General features: G+C 70.7%; 9 protein-coding genes. 5 read left to right on the top strand and 4 right to left on the bottom strand.

Annotated elements, in window-relative coordinates:
* Positions 1-13 precede the first annotated feature (13 nt).
* Both AB0C28_RS36060 and mshB read right to left on the bottom strand, forming a co-directional pair.
* Positions 14-430, bottom strand: a complete 417-nt coding sequence (locus AB0C28_RS36060) for a DUF6113 family protein (RefSeq protein WP_357854791.1) — start codon at positions 428-430, stop codon at positions 14-16.
* Between the two features lie 11 nt (positions 431-441).
* Positions 442-1,347: an N-acetyl-1-D-myo-inositol-2-amino-2-deoxy-alpha-D-glucopyranoside deacetylase gene (gene mshB, locus AB0C28_RS36055; RefSeq protein ID WP_357854794.1), complete on the bottom strand. Its 906-nt coding sequence runs from the start codon at positions 1,345-1,347 to the stop codon at positions 442-444.
* Between the two features lie 33 nt (positions 1,348-1,380).
* On the opposite strand from mshB, the gene AB0C28_RS36050 reads away from it, so the two are divergent.
* A complete protein-coding gene (locus AB0C28_RS36050; protein ID WP_358080140.1) occupies positions 1,381-3,453 on the top strand; it encodes a prolyl oligopeptidase family serine peptidase in 2,073 nt (690 codons plus the stop codon).
* 786 nt (positions 3,454-4,239) lie between these two features.
* Complete coding sequence (locus AB0C28_RS36045) at positions 4,240-5,514, top strand: alpha/beta fold hydrolase (protein ID WP_358080139.1); 1,275 nt, start codon at positions 4,240-4,242, stop codon at positions 5,512-5,514.
* 488 nt (positions 5,515-6,002) lie between these two features.
* On the opposite strand, the gene AB0C28_RS36040 is transcribed toward AB0C28_RS36045, so the two are convergent.
* Together AB0C28_RS36040 and AB0C28_RS36035 are read right to left on the bottom strand one after the other, a co-directional pair.
* A complete protein-coding gene (locus tag AB0C28_RS36040; RefSeq protein WP_358080138.1) occupies positions 6,003-7,775 on the bottom strand; it encodes an ABC transporter ATP-binding protein in 1,773 nt (590 codons plus the stop codon).
* Positions 7,776-7,878: 103 nt separating this feature from the next.
* Positions 7,879-9,567, bottom strand: a complete 1,689-nt coding sequence (locus tag AB0C28_RS36035) for an ABC transporter ATP-binding protein (RefSeq protein ID WP_357854806.1) — start codon at positions 9,565-9,567, stop codon at positions 7,879-7,881.
* 152 nt (positions 9,568-9,719) lie between these two features.
* Between AB0C28_RS36035 and AB0C28_RS36030 the strand changes: the two genes are divergently transcribed.
* Genes AB0C28_RS36030 through narJ form a run of 3 tightly spaced genes read left to right on the top strand, consistent with a single transcriptional unit; the run spans position 9,720 to position 15,507 of the window.
* Complete coding sequence (locus tag AB0C28_RS36030; protein WP_358080137.1) at positions 9,720-13,358, top strand: nitrate reductase subunit alpha; 3,639 nt, start codon at positions 9,720-9,722, stop codon at positions 13,356-13,358.
* A 5-nt stretch (positions 13,359-13,363) separates the two neighbouring features.
* The gene (gene narH / locus AB0C28_RS36025; RefSeq protein WP_357855525.1) at positions 13,364-14,956 is read left to right on the top strand and encodes a nitrate reductase subunit beta; all 1,593 of its coding nucleotides are present in this window, start codon (positions 13,364-13,366) and stop codon (positions 14,954-14,956) included.
* Complete coding sequence (narJ, locus tag AB0C28_RS36020) at positions 14,953-15,507, top strand: nitrate reductase molybdenum cofactor assembly chaperone (protein WP_357854812.1); 555 nt, start codon at positions 14,953-14,955, stop codon at positions 15,505-15,507. Before narH ends, narJ begins: the two co-directional genes overlap by 4 nt.
* The last annotated feature ends 54 nt before the right edge of the window (positions 15,508-15,561 follow it).

Here is a 15,561-nt window from a genome sequence, read left to right as displayed (position 1 = left end):
CCACTTTATGCCTCTACATCGGATTCTTCGGAGGGTACCCACGCAAGAGCCACGAACCCCCTCCTGACGAGGGCGAAAGTAGATAGCCCGCCACGAGAGCGACCAATCCCCCGTAAAGGTAGACAAAGCCTGGCGCCCCGCTCGCGATCACCAGATCCCCGGCGCTCAGCTCCAGCGTGAACGGCATCGTCACCAGCAGCCACCCGAGCCCGGCCGTCGTGGCGCCGAGCCTCGCCCGCATCAGCCGGCCCGCCCCCACGCACACCCCGAACAACGCCAGCACCCAGCCGATCGCCGACACCGGGATCAGGCCGGGCTGCCACACGGGATGCGTGAACCCTCCCACGATCGCCATGACGACCCCGAGCACGAACAGCATCCCGTACGCCGCCCCGCCCAGCGCCGACTCGGCCTGGCTGCGATGTTCCATATCGCACGAGGTTAGTGGATGCCCGCGAAGAGATCGTTCTCGCGGTTGTACGGCTCTCCGAGACCCCCCGCCTCGACGGGCGGACCAGGCACCGGAGGGCCGGGCACGCCGATGGCCAGCGTGTAGTGCTCGACGCCCAGGAGCTCCTGGCCGATGTTGTTGGACAGCGCGAACCAGGGCGGCTCGACGGTGATCTGCGTGGCGTGCGCCCGCATGGCCTCGATCTTGTTGCCGATCCAGGGACGCGCGTCGATCTCGGTGGTGATGTCCTCGTCCTGACAGCCGAAGGGCATGTCGTCGACCTCCTCCAGGAGGAAGCCGGTCCCGGACTCGCGCATCGCCTCCGCCCCGCGCCGCATGACGGACCTGGCCATGGCCGTGTGGTAGAACTTCGCGATCTGCCAGGGCTCGCCCTCGCCGAAGCCGGGTTTCGCCGCCAGCTCGAACGCCCTGCGCGAAACCCGGTGCGCCTGGATGTGGTCGGGGTGGCCGTAGAAGCCGTTGGCGTCGTACGTGACGAGGACCTGCGGGCGTACCTCACGGATGACCTTGACCAGCTCGCCCGCCGCCTCGTCGAGGTCGGCGCTCCAGAACGCCTTCGGGTGGTCGTTGGTGGCCGCGCCCATCATGCCCGAGTCGCGGTAACGGCCCGGCTCGCCCAGGAATCGGTGGTCCTCGACGCCGAGCGCCTGGCAGGCGGCGGCGAGCTCACCGACCCGGTAGGGGCCGAGCGCGTCGTCCCGGTCGGAGGCGAGCTGCGCGAGGTCGTGGGGGATGATCTCCCCCTCCTCGCCGAGCGTGCAGGTCACGAGCGTGACGTGGGCGCCTTCCGCGACGTATTTGGCGATGGTCGCGCCGGTGCCGATCGACTCGTCGTCCGGGTGGGCGTGCACGAGCAGCAGCCGTCGATCAGTCATGCCCACGAGCGTAGCAATGGCAGGATTGAGGCCATGAGCGAGAGCTTCCCGCGCCTGTCTGCCAGGACCCGCCGTTTCACCCTGGGCGTGCCCAGGGGCTTCACGATCTCCCCCGACGGCGGCCGGGTGGTGTTCCTGCGCACCAGGTCGGGCACCGATCCGGTGACCTGTATGTGGGAGCTCGACACCGGCACCCACGTCGAGCGCCTGGTGGTCGATCCGCGCACCCTCCACGCGGACGACGAGGACCTGCCACCGGAGGAGCGGGCCAGGCGCGAGCGCAGCCGCGAGTCGGCGGGCGGCGTGGTGGCCTACGCCCCCGACGCCGACCTGACCAGGGCCTGCTTCGCCCTGTCCGGCACGCTCTACGTGGTGGAGCTGGCCGACGGGCAGGTGCGCGAGCTCGACACGCCGGGCGCGGTCATCGACCCCCGCCTGTCCCCTGACGGGCGACATGTCGCCTACGTCACCGGGGGTGCCCTGCGCGTCCAGGACCTGTCCTCCGGCGCCGATCGCGCGCTGGCCGAGCCGGAGACCGAGACGGTGTCCTACGGGCTGGCCGAGTTCATCGCCGCCGAGGAGATGGACAGGATGCGGGGCTACTGGTGGGCCCCTTCGAGTGACGCGCTCCTGGTCGAGCGGGCCGACGAGGCCCCCGTCCACGTGTGGCACATCGCCGACCCGGCCAACCCCGACCGTCCGGCCGTGGCCCAGCGCTATCCGGCCGCCGGCACGCCCAACGCGGTGACCGGGCTGTTCGTGCTGGGGCTCGACGGGTCGCGGGTGGCGGTGCCGTACGACGAGGAATACCTCACCACCGCGGCCTGGGACTCCCACGCGCTGTCCATCGTCACCCTCACCCGTGACCAGCGGACGATGCGGCTGTTCACGGTCGATCCGGCGACGGGCGCGTCCACGCTGGTGCGCGAGGACACCGACCCCGCCTGGGTCGACATCGTCGGCGGCGTGCCCGCCCACCTCGACGACGGCTCGCTCGTGTGGGTGGCCAACTCCGAGGGCGGCCACCGGCTGTTCGTCGGCGACCGCGCCGTCACGCCCCCGACGCTGCAGGTGCGCGCCGTGCTCGACGTCGATCACGACAGCGTGCTGTTCAGCGCGAGCGGCGACCCGACCGAGATCCAGCTGTGGACGTGGGACGGCCACTCGCTGCTGCCCGTCTCGACCCGTTCCGGGGTGTTCTCCGGGCGCATGTCCGGCGGGGTCGGCGTGCTGACCGAGCAGAGCCTCGACGCCGAGGGCGTCTCCACCACGGTCGTCCGCCGCGACGGCATGGCGGTGCCGATCCCGTCGTTCGCCGAGCGTCCCGGCCTCGACCTGCGGGTCTCACTCGGCCGTTCCGGCCGCCGCGAGCTGGCCACCGCCGTGGTGCTGCCCTCGTGGCACGAGCAGGGCTCCGGCAGGCTGCCGGTGCTGATGGACCCGTACGGCGGGCCGCACGCGCAGCGGGTGCTCAACCGGCGGGGCGCGTTCCTGGAGAGCCAGTGGTTCGCCGAGCAGGGCTTCGCCGTCATCGTGGCCGACGGCCGCGGCACCCCTGGCCGGGGCACCGACTTCGAGCGCGCGGTCCGCGGCGACCTGGCGAGCCCCGCGCTCGACGACCAGATCGACGCGCTGCAGGGCGTGGCCGAGCAATACCCCGACGACCTCGACCTGAGCAGGGTGGCCATCCGCGGCTGGTCCTTCGGCGGCTTCCTGGCCGCGCTCGCGGTCCTGCGCCGTCCCGACGTCTTCCACGCCGCCGTCGCGGGCGCGCCGGTGACCGACTGGCGGCTCTACGACACCTGCTACACCGAGCGCTACCTGGGCCATCCCGAGCAGCATCCGGAGGCGTACGACAACTCGTCGCTGTTCGCCGACGCGGCCAAGCTCGAACGCCCGCTCCTGCTCATCCACGGCCTCGCCGACGACAACGTCGTGGCCGCCCACACCCTCCGCCTCTCCTCCGCCCTCCTCGCCGCCGGCCGCCAGCACAGCGTGCTGCCGCTGTCGGGGGTGACTCACATGACGCCGCAGGAGGTGGTGGCGGAAAACCTGCTGCTGCTCCAGGTGGAGTTCCTCAAGCGCTCCCTGGGCCCGGCGACCTGACGCACGCACGCGGCGCGGGCCCTTCCGACAACCCGCGCCGCTCGGCCCCTCACCTCCACCAGACCTGGCCGCCCGACCCACGCCACCAGCCCGGCCGGACAAAACACCTGCCCTGGCGCGGCTGACCACCCCATCCGCTCCCCGCCGGCCATCGGGATCGACCATCCACGCATCCACCACGCCATCACACCCACCCACACCACCGGGACGAGCCACCCACCCATCACGGGCGCACTCCAACGGGACCGAGCCGAGCCACCCGCCTCCACACGCACCGACGGGACCGGGCCGCCCACCCCTTTCCCACCACGTCGGGACAGTGTGTTACCCGCGCCACCACACCACCTCCGGCCAACAGACAACCCACCCCACAGCACCTGGTCGGTCCTCGACGATCAACCCACGGTCTGACAACTCCTGGTCGTACTTTCCTCCCCCATAAACCAAACCCCCGTCCGACGCGATCTCACCGCCCCCTCCGGCATCGTGAACGCCATGCCCAACCCACACCCCTCCCCCTGCACACGCCACCTCGCCCTCTCCACAACCGTTCCCCTGGCTCTGACCCTCACCCTGACCCTGCTCAACGCAGGCATGGCACCCACACCAGCAGCCGCACGGGCAGAGCCCAGTCCGACGAGCACGACCACGAGCCCAGCCGCCACAAGCCCAGCCACCAAGAGCCCGGCCATCAAAAGCCCAGCTACCAAGACCCCGACCGTTAGGACCCCGGCCAAGTCCGGGGGTGCGCTGAAGTGGGAGCCCTGCCCCAGCGACAAGATCGGCATGGACTGCGCCGACCTCCAGGTCCCAGCCGACTGGCGGAAACCGGACGGCCGCAAGATCACCCTCAAGCTGGGCCGCCTCAAGGCCACCGGCCCCTCGGAAGGCTCCGTCCTGGTGGCCTACGGCGGCCCGGGCGGCCCCGGCATCGCCCTGACCCAGTCCTCCCCCGACTGGTGGGCCGAGCTGCGCCAACGCATGGACATAGTGACGTGGGACACCCGCGGCTACGGCATGGACCAGTTCCAGGGCCTCAGCACGGGCCTGCCGTGCGCCTGGACCCGCGTCCCCATCGCCGACGTACCGAAGGACGACGCCGACTTCGGCCGCCTCGCCGACACCAACCGCGGCTACGCCGAAGCCTGCCGGCTCAAGGATCCCGAGCTGTTCGCCAACATGAGCTCGGCCGACCATGCCAGAGACATGGAAGCGATCAGAAAGGCACTCGGCGACGACAAGCTCAACTACTACGGTGCCTCATACGCGGGCTTCTACGGCCAGGACTACGCCCGCCTCTTCCCCGGCCGCGTCCGCACGATGGTCCTGGACGGCACCTGGAGCCACAGCGCCCCCGACTGGCAGCGCGAGCTTGAGGCGATGGCCAAGACCAACGAGCAGTTCATGCGGCGCTTCTTCACCTGGTGCGCCGCCAACGACTGCAAGGACGTCCCGGCGCTCTGGCGCGCCCTCATCGCCAGAGCCGACCGCACCCCCATCCCCACCACGACGCCCAACGTCGCCTACAAGACCCGCGACCTGCAGACCTTCGCCCTGGCCCTCGCCCGCCAAGGCTCCGCGGCCTGGCCCAAGCTGGCCACGGCGATCCGCAAGGCGAGCAAGGGCGACGCCTCCGACTTCGTACCGACAAGGGGCGCCCGCTATCCCGACCAGGCGACCGGCGTCACCGAATGCACCGACTGGCCCCGGGTCGCCAACCGCAAGGAGATGAACTCCATCTTCGCCCGCCTCCGCAAGATCGCCCCCAACACGGGCATCTCCGGCAGCAACGCCTCCGCCACCCTCAACTGCGTCGGCTGGCCCGTACCCGTCACCAACCCACCCGTCGCCCTCCCCAAGAACCTCCCGCCCATCCTGGGAGCCGGCGCGTGGGGCGAGTCCGACGCGGTCGAACGGGTCCTGACCCAGGTCCCCGGCAGCGCCACCATCCACCACGACGGCCCCGGCCACACCCTGTACGGCTTCAACCCCTGCGCCCGCGACCACATCAACCGCTACTTCACCGACCGCACCCTCCCCACCCCAAAAACCACATGCTGACCAACCACATTTACTAACCGCCCCTCACCGACCCCGACCACCCGCTCACCAGCCATCGCCATGGGATACGAACCCCACGACGTCCTGATCCCGCGAAGCTACGCGCGACCGCCGCCATGCCCTCTGCCCGACCCACAACCCCGCCCAACTGCTGCCATATCTCTGCCGCCCCACAACCCCGCCCGACCCCTGCCCCGCTCCCTGACCGACCTGCGCGGGCACGTCGCGCTCATCATCCAGGAACACCACGTGTTCAAAGGACCATGCGCGACAACCTGCTCGTCGTCCGCCCGTCCCCTGACCGACCCACAGCTCCGCCCGACCCCTGCCCCGTCCCCTGGCCGACCATGCCGCCGGCCGACTCGCCGCACCGATCCGGTGACCTGCCCAGGTTGGTGATGCGCGATGAGTCCACTGATGCACCAATTGGCGGGCCACCACCCACCCACCTACCGCAGGTTCCCGGTCGGTGGTGACACGCCGAAATGTCAGGAAGGAGAGACAGTCGTGGTGGAAGTCGGGGTGCCGTGCCAACTGCTCCACAGGGCCGCGTACGAGCCGCCCTCCGCCACCAACTCATCGTGCGATCCCAGCTCGATGATCCGCCCGTCCTCCACCACGGCCACCCGGTCGGCGTCGTGGGCCGTGTAGAGGCGGTGGGCGATGGCGATCACCGTGCGGCCGTCCAGGACGGCGGCCAGCGAGCGTTCGAGGTTTCTGGCCGCCCGCGGGTCGATGAGGGAGGTCGCCTCGTCCAGGACGAGGGTGTGGGGGTCGGCGAGAACGAGGCGGGCGAGGGCGAGTTGCTGGGCCTGGGCGGCCGAGACGGTGGCGGCGCCGCCGGAGCCGACCTCGGTGTCCAGGCCGGACGGCAGCGCGAGCACCCAGTCGAGGGCGTCAACCGCCTCCAGGGCCTTGAGCACGGCGGCGTCGGTGGCGTCGGGGCGGGCGATGAGCAGGTTGTCGCGCATGGTCCCCTTGAACACGTGGTGTTCCTGGGTGACCAGGGCGACGTGCCCGCGCAGGTCGTCCAGGGGCAGCTCGACGAGCGGCACCCCGCCCACGGTGACCGACCCGGTACGCGGCCCGTGGATGCCGGCCAGCAACCGGCCGAGGGTGGACTTGCCGGCCCCGGACGGTCCCACCATGGCCAGCCGTTCGCCGGGCTGAACGGTCAGGGAGACGTCGTGCAGCACGTCGCGGCCCGCGCGGTAGGCGTACCGGACGGAGGAGGCCTCAAGCAGTTCGCCGGCAGGCCGGGCCGAGGAGGAGACACGGTCGTCGGGCACGTTGGCGACGCCCAGCAGGCGGGCCATCGAGGCACCGCCCACCTGCAGTTCGTCGATCCACATGAGGAACCGGTCGAGGGGGTCCACGAGTTGCTGGGCGTAGAGGGTGGCGGTGGTGACCTGGGCCAGGCTCACCCAGGAGTTGGTGTAGAACAGCCCGCCGACCAGCAGCGCCGCCACCACGGGGATGACGTAGCCGAGCTCCACTGCGGGATACCAGCGGGTACGCAGCCCCAGCGTGTACCGCTCAGCTGCGAACGACCGCCCGACGTCCCGGTCGGTGCGGACCCGCCGCCGCTCGCGCAGGCCGAGGGCCTCCACGGCGCGGGCGCCCTCGATGGTCTCGGCCAGGCCCTCGGTGATGTCGGCGTAGGCGGCGTTCTCGCGGAGATAGCCGTCGCGCGCCCGCCGCAGGTACCACCGGGTGGAGACGGCGATCACCGGGCCGGCGACCAGCATGGGCAGCATGAGCAGGGGGCTGGTCAGCAGCAGCGCGCCGATGGTGATCACGAACGTGACCATGGCGATCAGCGTCTCGGGCACGGCATGGCGCACGGTGCGCGAGAGCGAGTCGACATCGCGGGAAGTACGGGTGATGAGGTCGCCGGACCCGGCCCGTTCGACGGTGGACAGGGGCAGGGCGAGCACCCGGTCCACGAACTCCTCACGCAACTCGGCCAGCACCTTCTCGCCGAGCCTGGCGGAGGCCAGCACCGCATACCGGACGAGGAGGCCCTGGAGCAGCAGGAACGCCCCGATGGCGGCGGCCACGACGGCGACGTTCACCTCGTGGCCGTACTGAAGGTTCTGCACCAGCTCGCCCAGCTGCCACGGCACCAGCAGCCCGGCGACGGCGGCCAGACCGTGCAGGAGCAGGGCGAGGCCGAGCCGGCGCGGATATTTCAGGGTGAGCCGCCTGGCGTAGGCGCGCACCTGCTTACGGTCGGCGACCGGAAGGATCTCACGGGACATCGATCTCAGCCCTTCGCCGAAAGTGGGGATGTGCGGAGCGGAAGAGTCTCACCGGGCGTTGAGCTCGACCTTCCGCCGACAGTGGGCAGGTGCGGGGCATGGGTCAGTCCTCCCCGCGGGTCACGGTGGCCGCGTACTGCGGACAGGTGTCGAGGAGTTGCCGGTGGGTGCCCTCGGCCAGTACGCGCCCGTCCTCGACGTAGATGACGTGTTCGGCCCGGTCGAGGACCAGGGGGCTGGTCGTGCAGATCATGGTGGTGCGGCCGGCCCGCGCCTTGGCCAGGCGGTCGGCGATGCGGGCTTCGCTGTGGGCGTCGACGGCGCTGGTCGGCTCGACCAGGATGAGCACCTCGGGGTCCGACAGCAGCGCCCTGGCCAGCCGCAGCCGCTGCTGCTGCCCGCCGGAGAACTCGCGCCCGGCCTCGGCCACCTCCGCGTCGAGCCCTTCTGGCAGGGCGTCGACGATGTCGGTGGCGCAGGCGGTGTGCAGGGCCGAGCGCACCTCGTCGTCGTCGGCCCCGCCGCGTACGTCGAGCTCGTCGCGGAGCCGGCCGTTGAACAGCCGGGCGCCGTTGTCGGCGACCAGGATCCGGGAGCGGACCTGGTCGATGGGCAGGGTGCGCAGCTCGACCGCGCCGAACGTGACGTCGCCCTCGGCGTAGCGGCCGAGCCGGTCGGCGATGGCGGCGGCGTCGTCGGGGCTGGAGGCGGCGACGGCGGTGAGGGAGCCGGGTTGGAGCGTTACACCGCTGTAGGAGTCGCGCAGCACGCCGCCCTCGCTGCTGCCGGTGCCGCCGGTCATCTCGGGCTCGACGGACAGGATGCGGATCACCCGCCCGGCCGCGACGTGACCTTTGGTGATTTTGTCGGCCATTTCGGTGAACGTGCGCATGGGCCCGATGAGGAACACCGCGTACAGGTAGAACGCGACGAGTTGCCCGGTGGGGATCTCCCCGGCGACGGCGAACGTGGCGCCGATGCCGGTGACGATCGCGATGAGCAGCCCGGGCAGGATGATCTGGGCGCCTTCGAGCACCGACTCGATCCCGGCGACGCGTACGCCGGCGTGGCGCACCCGCTGCGACTCGGCGCGGTAGCGCTCGGCGAACACCTGCTCCCCGCCGATGCCGCGCAGCACCCGCAGCCCCGCCACGATGTCGGCGGCCCTGGTGGACAGCTCACCGGACAGCTCACGCTGCACCCGCTGGCGTTTGTGCATCGGGCGCAGCAGCGGCCCGACGGCCACGGCCATGAGCGGCACCCCGAACAGCACGAGCAGCCCCAGCGGCAGCGAGGTGGAGATGAGGATCACGGTGACGGTGATGACGGCCACGATCGAGCCGATGCCGCGCAGCAGGATGTCCATGGAGCTGCCGATGTGGGCGATGTCGGAGTTGCCGACGCTGACGACCTCACCGGTCGAGAGCCGCTTCGGCAGCGTGGCGCCGAGCCTGGCGGCCTGTCTGCTGGTCAGCTGGACGGTGCGGTAGGCGGCGGCGAGCCAGTTGTAGACGGCCATCCGGTGCCGCATGATCCCGGTGAACGCCTGCAGCAGGCCGAGCCCGAGCAGAATCGACGCCCACAGGAGCAGCGCACTGGTGTCCTTGGCCGTGACGGCCTCGATGCCCTTCCCGAGCACGGCCGGCATGAGCGCCTGCACCAGCCACCAGAGGGTGGCGAAGCCGATGCCCGCGAGCAGGGGTGGCATTTGCCGCCGCGCGTTCCACCACAGGTAGCGGAGCGGGCTGCGTAGATCGGGCACGCCGGGATCGGCCTCAGGAAGGGAGCGCATAGCCTGACCACATTGACAAGGTGTCCCCTCATCCGGCAAACCATTTTCGCAAACCGGAACGGCCTCCGCGATGAGCGCCGGAGGCCGAACTTTACGAAGCAGGACATGCACCCTGTGTAACAGAGAGTCACTTTCTGTGATGAAGTGGGGGTGTGAGCGCCGAAGATCTCCTGCTGAAGACGGGCCGCTTCCTGCGCCGTTCCGCCACCAGCCGCGACCTGCACACGCTCTTCGTCAAGGGCGGCACGGAAGGCGACACCTTCTACCGCGACCGCTGGAGCCACGACAAGGTGGTGCGCTCCACGCACGGCGTGAACTGCACGGGGTCGTGCTCATGGAAGGTCTACGTCAAGGACGGCATCATCACGTGGGAGACCCAGGAGACCGACTACCCCGGTGTCGGCCCCGACCGCCCCGAGTACGAGCCGCGCGGCTGCCCACGCGGCGCCGCCTTCTCCTGGTACACCTACTCGCCGACCCGGATCCGCTACCCGTACGCCCGGGGTGTCCTGGTCGAGATGTACGCGGAGGCGAAGGAACGCCTGGGCGACCCGGTGGCCGCCTGGGCTGAGATCACCACGAATCCGGAGAAACGGCGTCGCTACCAGTCCGCCCGGGGCAAGGGCGGCCTGGTGCGGATCAGCTGGGACGAGGCGTGCGAGATCATCGCGGCGGCCCACGTGCACACCATCAAGACCTACGGCCCCGACCGTGTGGCCGGCTTCTCCCCCATCCCGGCCATGTCGATGGTCTCCCAGGCCGTCGGCTCCCGGTTCGTGTCGCTGATCGGCGGCACCATGCTGTCCTTCTACGACTGGTACGCCGACCTGCCGGTGGCCTCGCCGCAGGTGTTCGGCGACCAGACGGACGTGCCGGAGTCGGCCGACTGGTGGGACGCGGCGTACCTGATGTTGTGGGGCTCGAACGTGCCGGTCACCCGCACGCCCGACGCCCACTGGATGGCCGAGGCGCGCTACCGGGGCCAGAAGGTCGTGGTGGTCTCGCCCGACTACAACGACGCGGCCAAGTTCGCCGACGAGTTCCTGGCCGTGCGGCCTGGCACGGACGGCGCGCTCGCGATGGCGATGGGTCACGTGCTGCTGAAGGAGTTCTTCGTCGAGCGGGAGACCCCGCGTTTCGCCGACTACGTCAAGCGTTTCACCGACCTACCGTTCCTGGTCACGCTGGAGCGGCGCGGCGACGCGTACGTGCCGGGCCGGTTCCTCACCGCCGAGGACCTCGGCTCGGACGAGGAGGCGGCCGGGTGGAAGACGGTGTTCCTGGCCGAGTCCGGCGAGCCGGTGGTGCCGAACGGCTCGGCCGGCTTCCGCTGGACCGACTCGGGCGAGGGCCGCTGGAACCTCGACCTCGACCACCAACCGAAACTGACGCTGTACGACCCGAAACCAGGCTCGAAACCGGGCCCGAAACCCGGCCCGAATCCCGCCTCGGACTCCGGCAAAGACTCCGCCTCAGAGCCGACCTCGGAACCCGTCTCGGAGCCGACCTCGGAACCCGGCTCGGAGCCGGCCTCGGAACCCGGCTCCGAGCCCGCCGAGGTCCTGCTGCCCCGCTTCGACGACGGCCCTCCGGTACGCAGGGGCGTCCCCACAACACAGGTGGCCGGTCGTACCGTCACCACCGTCTACGACCTGCTCCTCGCCCAGTACGGCGTCCACCGCCCGGGCCTCCCGGGCACCTGGCCGACCGGCTACGACGACGTAACCGAGCCCTACACCCCCGCCTGGCAGGAACAGATCACCGGCGTCCCGGCCGCGCGGGCGCAGAAGATCGTCAGGGAGTTCGCCAGGACGGCCGAGGCCACCGGCGGCAGATGCATGTTCATCCTGGGCGCGGGCACCACCCAGTGGTTCCACGGCGACACGATCTACCGCGCCTTCCTGTCGCTGCTGCTCCTGACCGGCTGCCAGGGCCGCAACGGCGGCGGCTGGGCCCATTACGTGGGCCAGGAGAAGTGCCGCCCGCAGGCCGGCTGGGCCCTGCTGGCGGGCGCGCTCGACTGGCAGCGCCCGCCGCGCCAGGTCCCCGGCGCCCTGTTCTGGTACCTGCACACCGATCAGTGGCGTTATGACCACTTCGACGCCGGTGAGCTGACCAGCCCGCTGGCCACGGGGCTGTTTCGCGGCAAGCGTACGTCCGACCTCGTGACGGAGGCCGTACGCAACGGCTGGATGCCGATGGCGCCCGCGTTCGACCGCAATCCGCTGGAGCTCGGCGACGCCGAGGATCCCGTCGCGTACACCCGGGCGGAGCTCGCGGCGGGCCGGCTGAGGCTCGCCGCCGAGACCCCCGACGACCCGCGCAACTGGCCCCGCGTGCTGACCCTCTGGCGCTCGAACCTCTTGGGCTCCTCCGCCAAGGGCAGCGAGTACTTCCTGCACCATCTCCTGGGCGCCACGTCCAACCTGGAAAATCCCGACCCGCGCGCCCCCGCGGGCAAGCTGGACCTGCTGCTGACCCTCGACTTCAGGATGACCTCCTCGACGATCTTCTCGGACGTGGTGCTGCCCGCCGCCACCTGGTACGAGAAGCACGATCTGTCCTCGACCGACATGCACCCGTTCGTGCACGCGTTCAACCCGGCCATCAGCCCGCCCTGGCAGACCCGCACCGACTTCGCCGCCTTCCACGCCATCGCCCGTTCTTTCAGCGACCTGGCCAAGGACCACCTGGGCGTGCGCAGGGACGTGGTGGCGCTCGCGCACCAGCACGACACTCCCGGCGAGCTGGCCGGACGCGGTCAGCCCGAGCTCGTGGTGGTCGAGCGCGACTACGGCGCGGTCGCGGAGAAGCTGGCCGCCCTGGGCCCGCTGACGGAGAAACTGGGCATCCCGGTCAAGGGCGTGACGTTCCGGCCCGACGAGGAGGTGACCTGGCTGGGCGAGCGCTGCGGCCTGGTGCCGCGCGGCGTGGCCAAGGGCCGGCCGGAGCTGGACACCGAGGCCAAGGCGTGCGAGGCGATCCTCGCCCTGTCGGGCGTGAGCAACGGCCGCCTGGCCGCGCAGGGCTTCCGCCAGCTCGCCCGGCGCACCGGGCGCAGCTTCGAGGGGCTGGCCGCCGAGGGGCACCGGATCGTCTTCGCCGACACCCAGGCCAGGCCGGTCCCGGTCGCCGCCAGCCCCGAGTGGTCGGGCAAGGAGTCGCACGACCGCCGCTACGCGCCGTTCACGATCAACGTCGAGAACGGCAAACCGTGGCACACGCTGACCGGGCGCATGCACTTCTTCCTCGATCACGAGTGGATGCACGAGTACGGCGAGGCGCTGCCGATCTATCGTCCGCCGCTGGATCTGGCCGCGCTGTACGGCGAGAGCGGAACCCTGCGTTACCTGACCCCGCACAGCAAGTGGTCGATCCACTCCGAATACCAGGACAACCTGCTCATGCTGTCGCTGTCCAGAGGCGGCCCGACGATCTGGATGTCCACCGAGGACGCCGCCGAGCTGGGGATCGCCGACAACGACTGGGTGGAGTCGGTCAACCGCAACGGCGTGGTGGTGGCCAGGGCGATCGTCTCGCACCGGATGCCGAAGGGCACGGTCTTCATGTACCACGCCCAGGACCGGCTGATCGACGTGCCGAAGTCGGAGGCCACGGGTCTGCGGGGCGGCGTGCACAACGCGCTGACGCGGGTGCTGATCAAGCCGACGCACCTGATCGGCGGCCACGCCCAGCTCTCGTACGGCTTCAACTACCTCGGCCCGACGGGCAACCAGCGCGACGAGATCACCACGATCCGGCGCAGATCACAGGAGGTGCGTTACCGGTGAAGGTGATGGCACAGATCGCCATGGTGATGAACCTCGACAAATGCATCGGCTGCCACACCTGCTCGGTCACCTGCAAGCAGACCTGGACCAACCGGCCGGGCGTCGAGTACGTCTGGTTCAACAACGTCGAGACCCGCCCCGGCCAGGGCTATCCGCGCCGGTACGAGGACCAGGAGCGCTGGCGCGGCGGCTGGGAGCTGACCCGAGGGGGCAGGCTCAAGCCGAAGGCCGGCGGCCGGCTGCGCAAGCTGCTGACCATCTTCGCCAATCCGCTCATGCCGTCCATCCAGGACTACTACCAGCCATGGACGTACGACTACCAGAACCTCACGAACGCCCCGCTCTCGGACGACGTCCCCGTGGCGCCGCCCAGGTCGCTGATCACGGGCGAGCCGATGAAGATCGAGTGGAGCGCCAACTGGGACGACGACCTGGGCGGCGACCCGAGCCCCGACCCGGTGCTGTCGAAGGTGTCGGAGCAGGTCAGGCTGTCGTTCGAGCAGGCGTACATGTTCTACCTGCCGCGCATCTGCGAGCACTGCCTGAACCCGTCGTGCGTGGCGTCCTGCCCGTCCGGCGCGCTCTACAAGCGGGCCGAGGACGGCATCGTGCTGGTGGACCAGGATCGGTGCCGGGGCTGGCGGATGTGCGTGACGGGATGTCCGTACAAGAAGGTGTATTTCAACCACAAGACCGGCAAGGCGGAGAAGTGCACGTTCTGCTACCCCCGCGTGGAGGTGGGGCTGCCCACGGTCTGCTCCGAGACGTGCGTGGGGCGGCTGCGCTACCTGGGCGTCCTGCTGTACGACGCCGACCGCGTCACGGAGGCGGCCTCGGTGGCGGACGAGCGTGATCTCTACGAGGCCCAGCTCGACCTGTTCGTGGACCCGTACGATCCGGCGGCCGAGCGCGCCGGGCTGCCCGCCGACTGGCTGGAGGCCGCCCGCAGGTCGCCGATCTACGACCTGATCAAGCGGTACCGGATAGCGCTGCCGCTGCATCCGGAGTACCGCACGCTGCCGATGGTCTGGTACGTCCCTCCGCTCTCCCCCGTCGTGGACGCCCTGTCCACCACGGGGCACGACGGCGAGGACGCGGGCAACCTGTTCGCCGCCATCGACTCGCTGCGCATCCCCGTCGAGTATCTGGCCGAGCTGTTCACCGCGGGGGACCCGGCGCCCGTGACGGCCGCGCTGCGCCGGCTGGCCGCGATGCGGTCGTACATGCGGGCGGTCAACCTCGGGGAGGAGCCGGTCCTGCCCGACGTCGGCCTGTCCGAGGAGGAGCTGAACGCGATGTACCGCCTGCTCGCCCTGGCCAAGTACGACGACCGCTACGTCATCCCGACCGCCTACGGCAACGTGCCCGGCGTCGTGGAGGAGGGCGGTTGCAGCCTCGACTACGACGGCGGGCCCGGCATGCAGGGGCCGTTCGGGGAGGCGTCGGGGCGCCCCGTGCCGGTCTCGATCGAGAGCTTCCACGGCCTGAAGGAGCGCCAGACCGGCGACGAGATCACCCACGACCGGGTCAACCTGCTCAACTGGGACGGCCGCGGCGCCCCGGCCGGACTTTTCCCGCGAAGGAAGGGCAAATCATGAATCCCGCCGTCGTCTGGCAGGCCGCCGCCCACCTGCTCGCCTATCCGGACGAACGCTTCTGGCGCCGCCTGCCGCTCATCAGGGAGGCCGCAGAGCCGCATTTCACCACGTTCCTGGCGCTCGCCGCGGAGCTGGGCCCCGGCGAGCTGGCCGCCCACTACGTGGAGACGTTCGACCTGCAGCGGCGCTGCTGCCTCTACCTGACCTACTACACCGACGGCGACACCCGCCGGCGCGGCGAGTCGCTGGCCGCGCTGAAGGAGCGTTACCGGATGGCCGGCTGGGAGCTGATGGAGGACGAACTGCCCGACTTCCTGCCGGTGCTGCTGGAGTTCGCCGCGCTGGACGACTCGGGGGCCGCGCTGCTCAACGAGCACCGGGCGGGGCTGGAGCTCCTGCTCACCGCCCTGCGCGAACGCGACTCGCCGTACCGGCACGTGCTCGGCGCGGTGTGCGCGGCGCTGCCGCCGATCGGCGCCGCCGACCGGGCGCGGGCCGCCCGGCTGGCCGCGTCCGGGCCACCCGCCGAGAGCGTGGGAGGCTACCGATGAGCCGGGGCGAGAGCAGGTCGTGGACGACGGGCTGGGGCGAGAGCAGATCGTGGA

Source organism: Nonomuraea sp. NPDC048892, assembly GCF_040649735.1.
Classification (GTDB): Bacteria; Actinomycetota; Actinomycetes; order Streptosporangiales; family Streptosporangiaceae; genus Nonomuraea; species Nonomuraea maheshkhaliensis.
The sequence above is the reverse complement of the archived record's forward strand: the minus strand, read 5'-3'. Positions and strand labels throughout refer to the sequence as shown.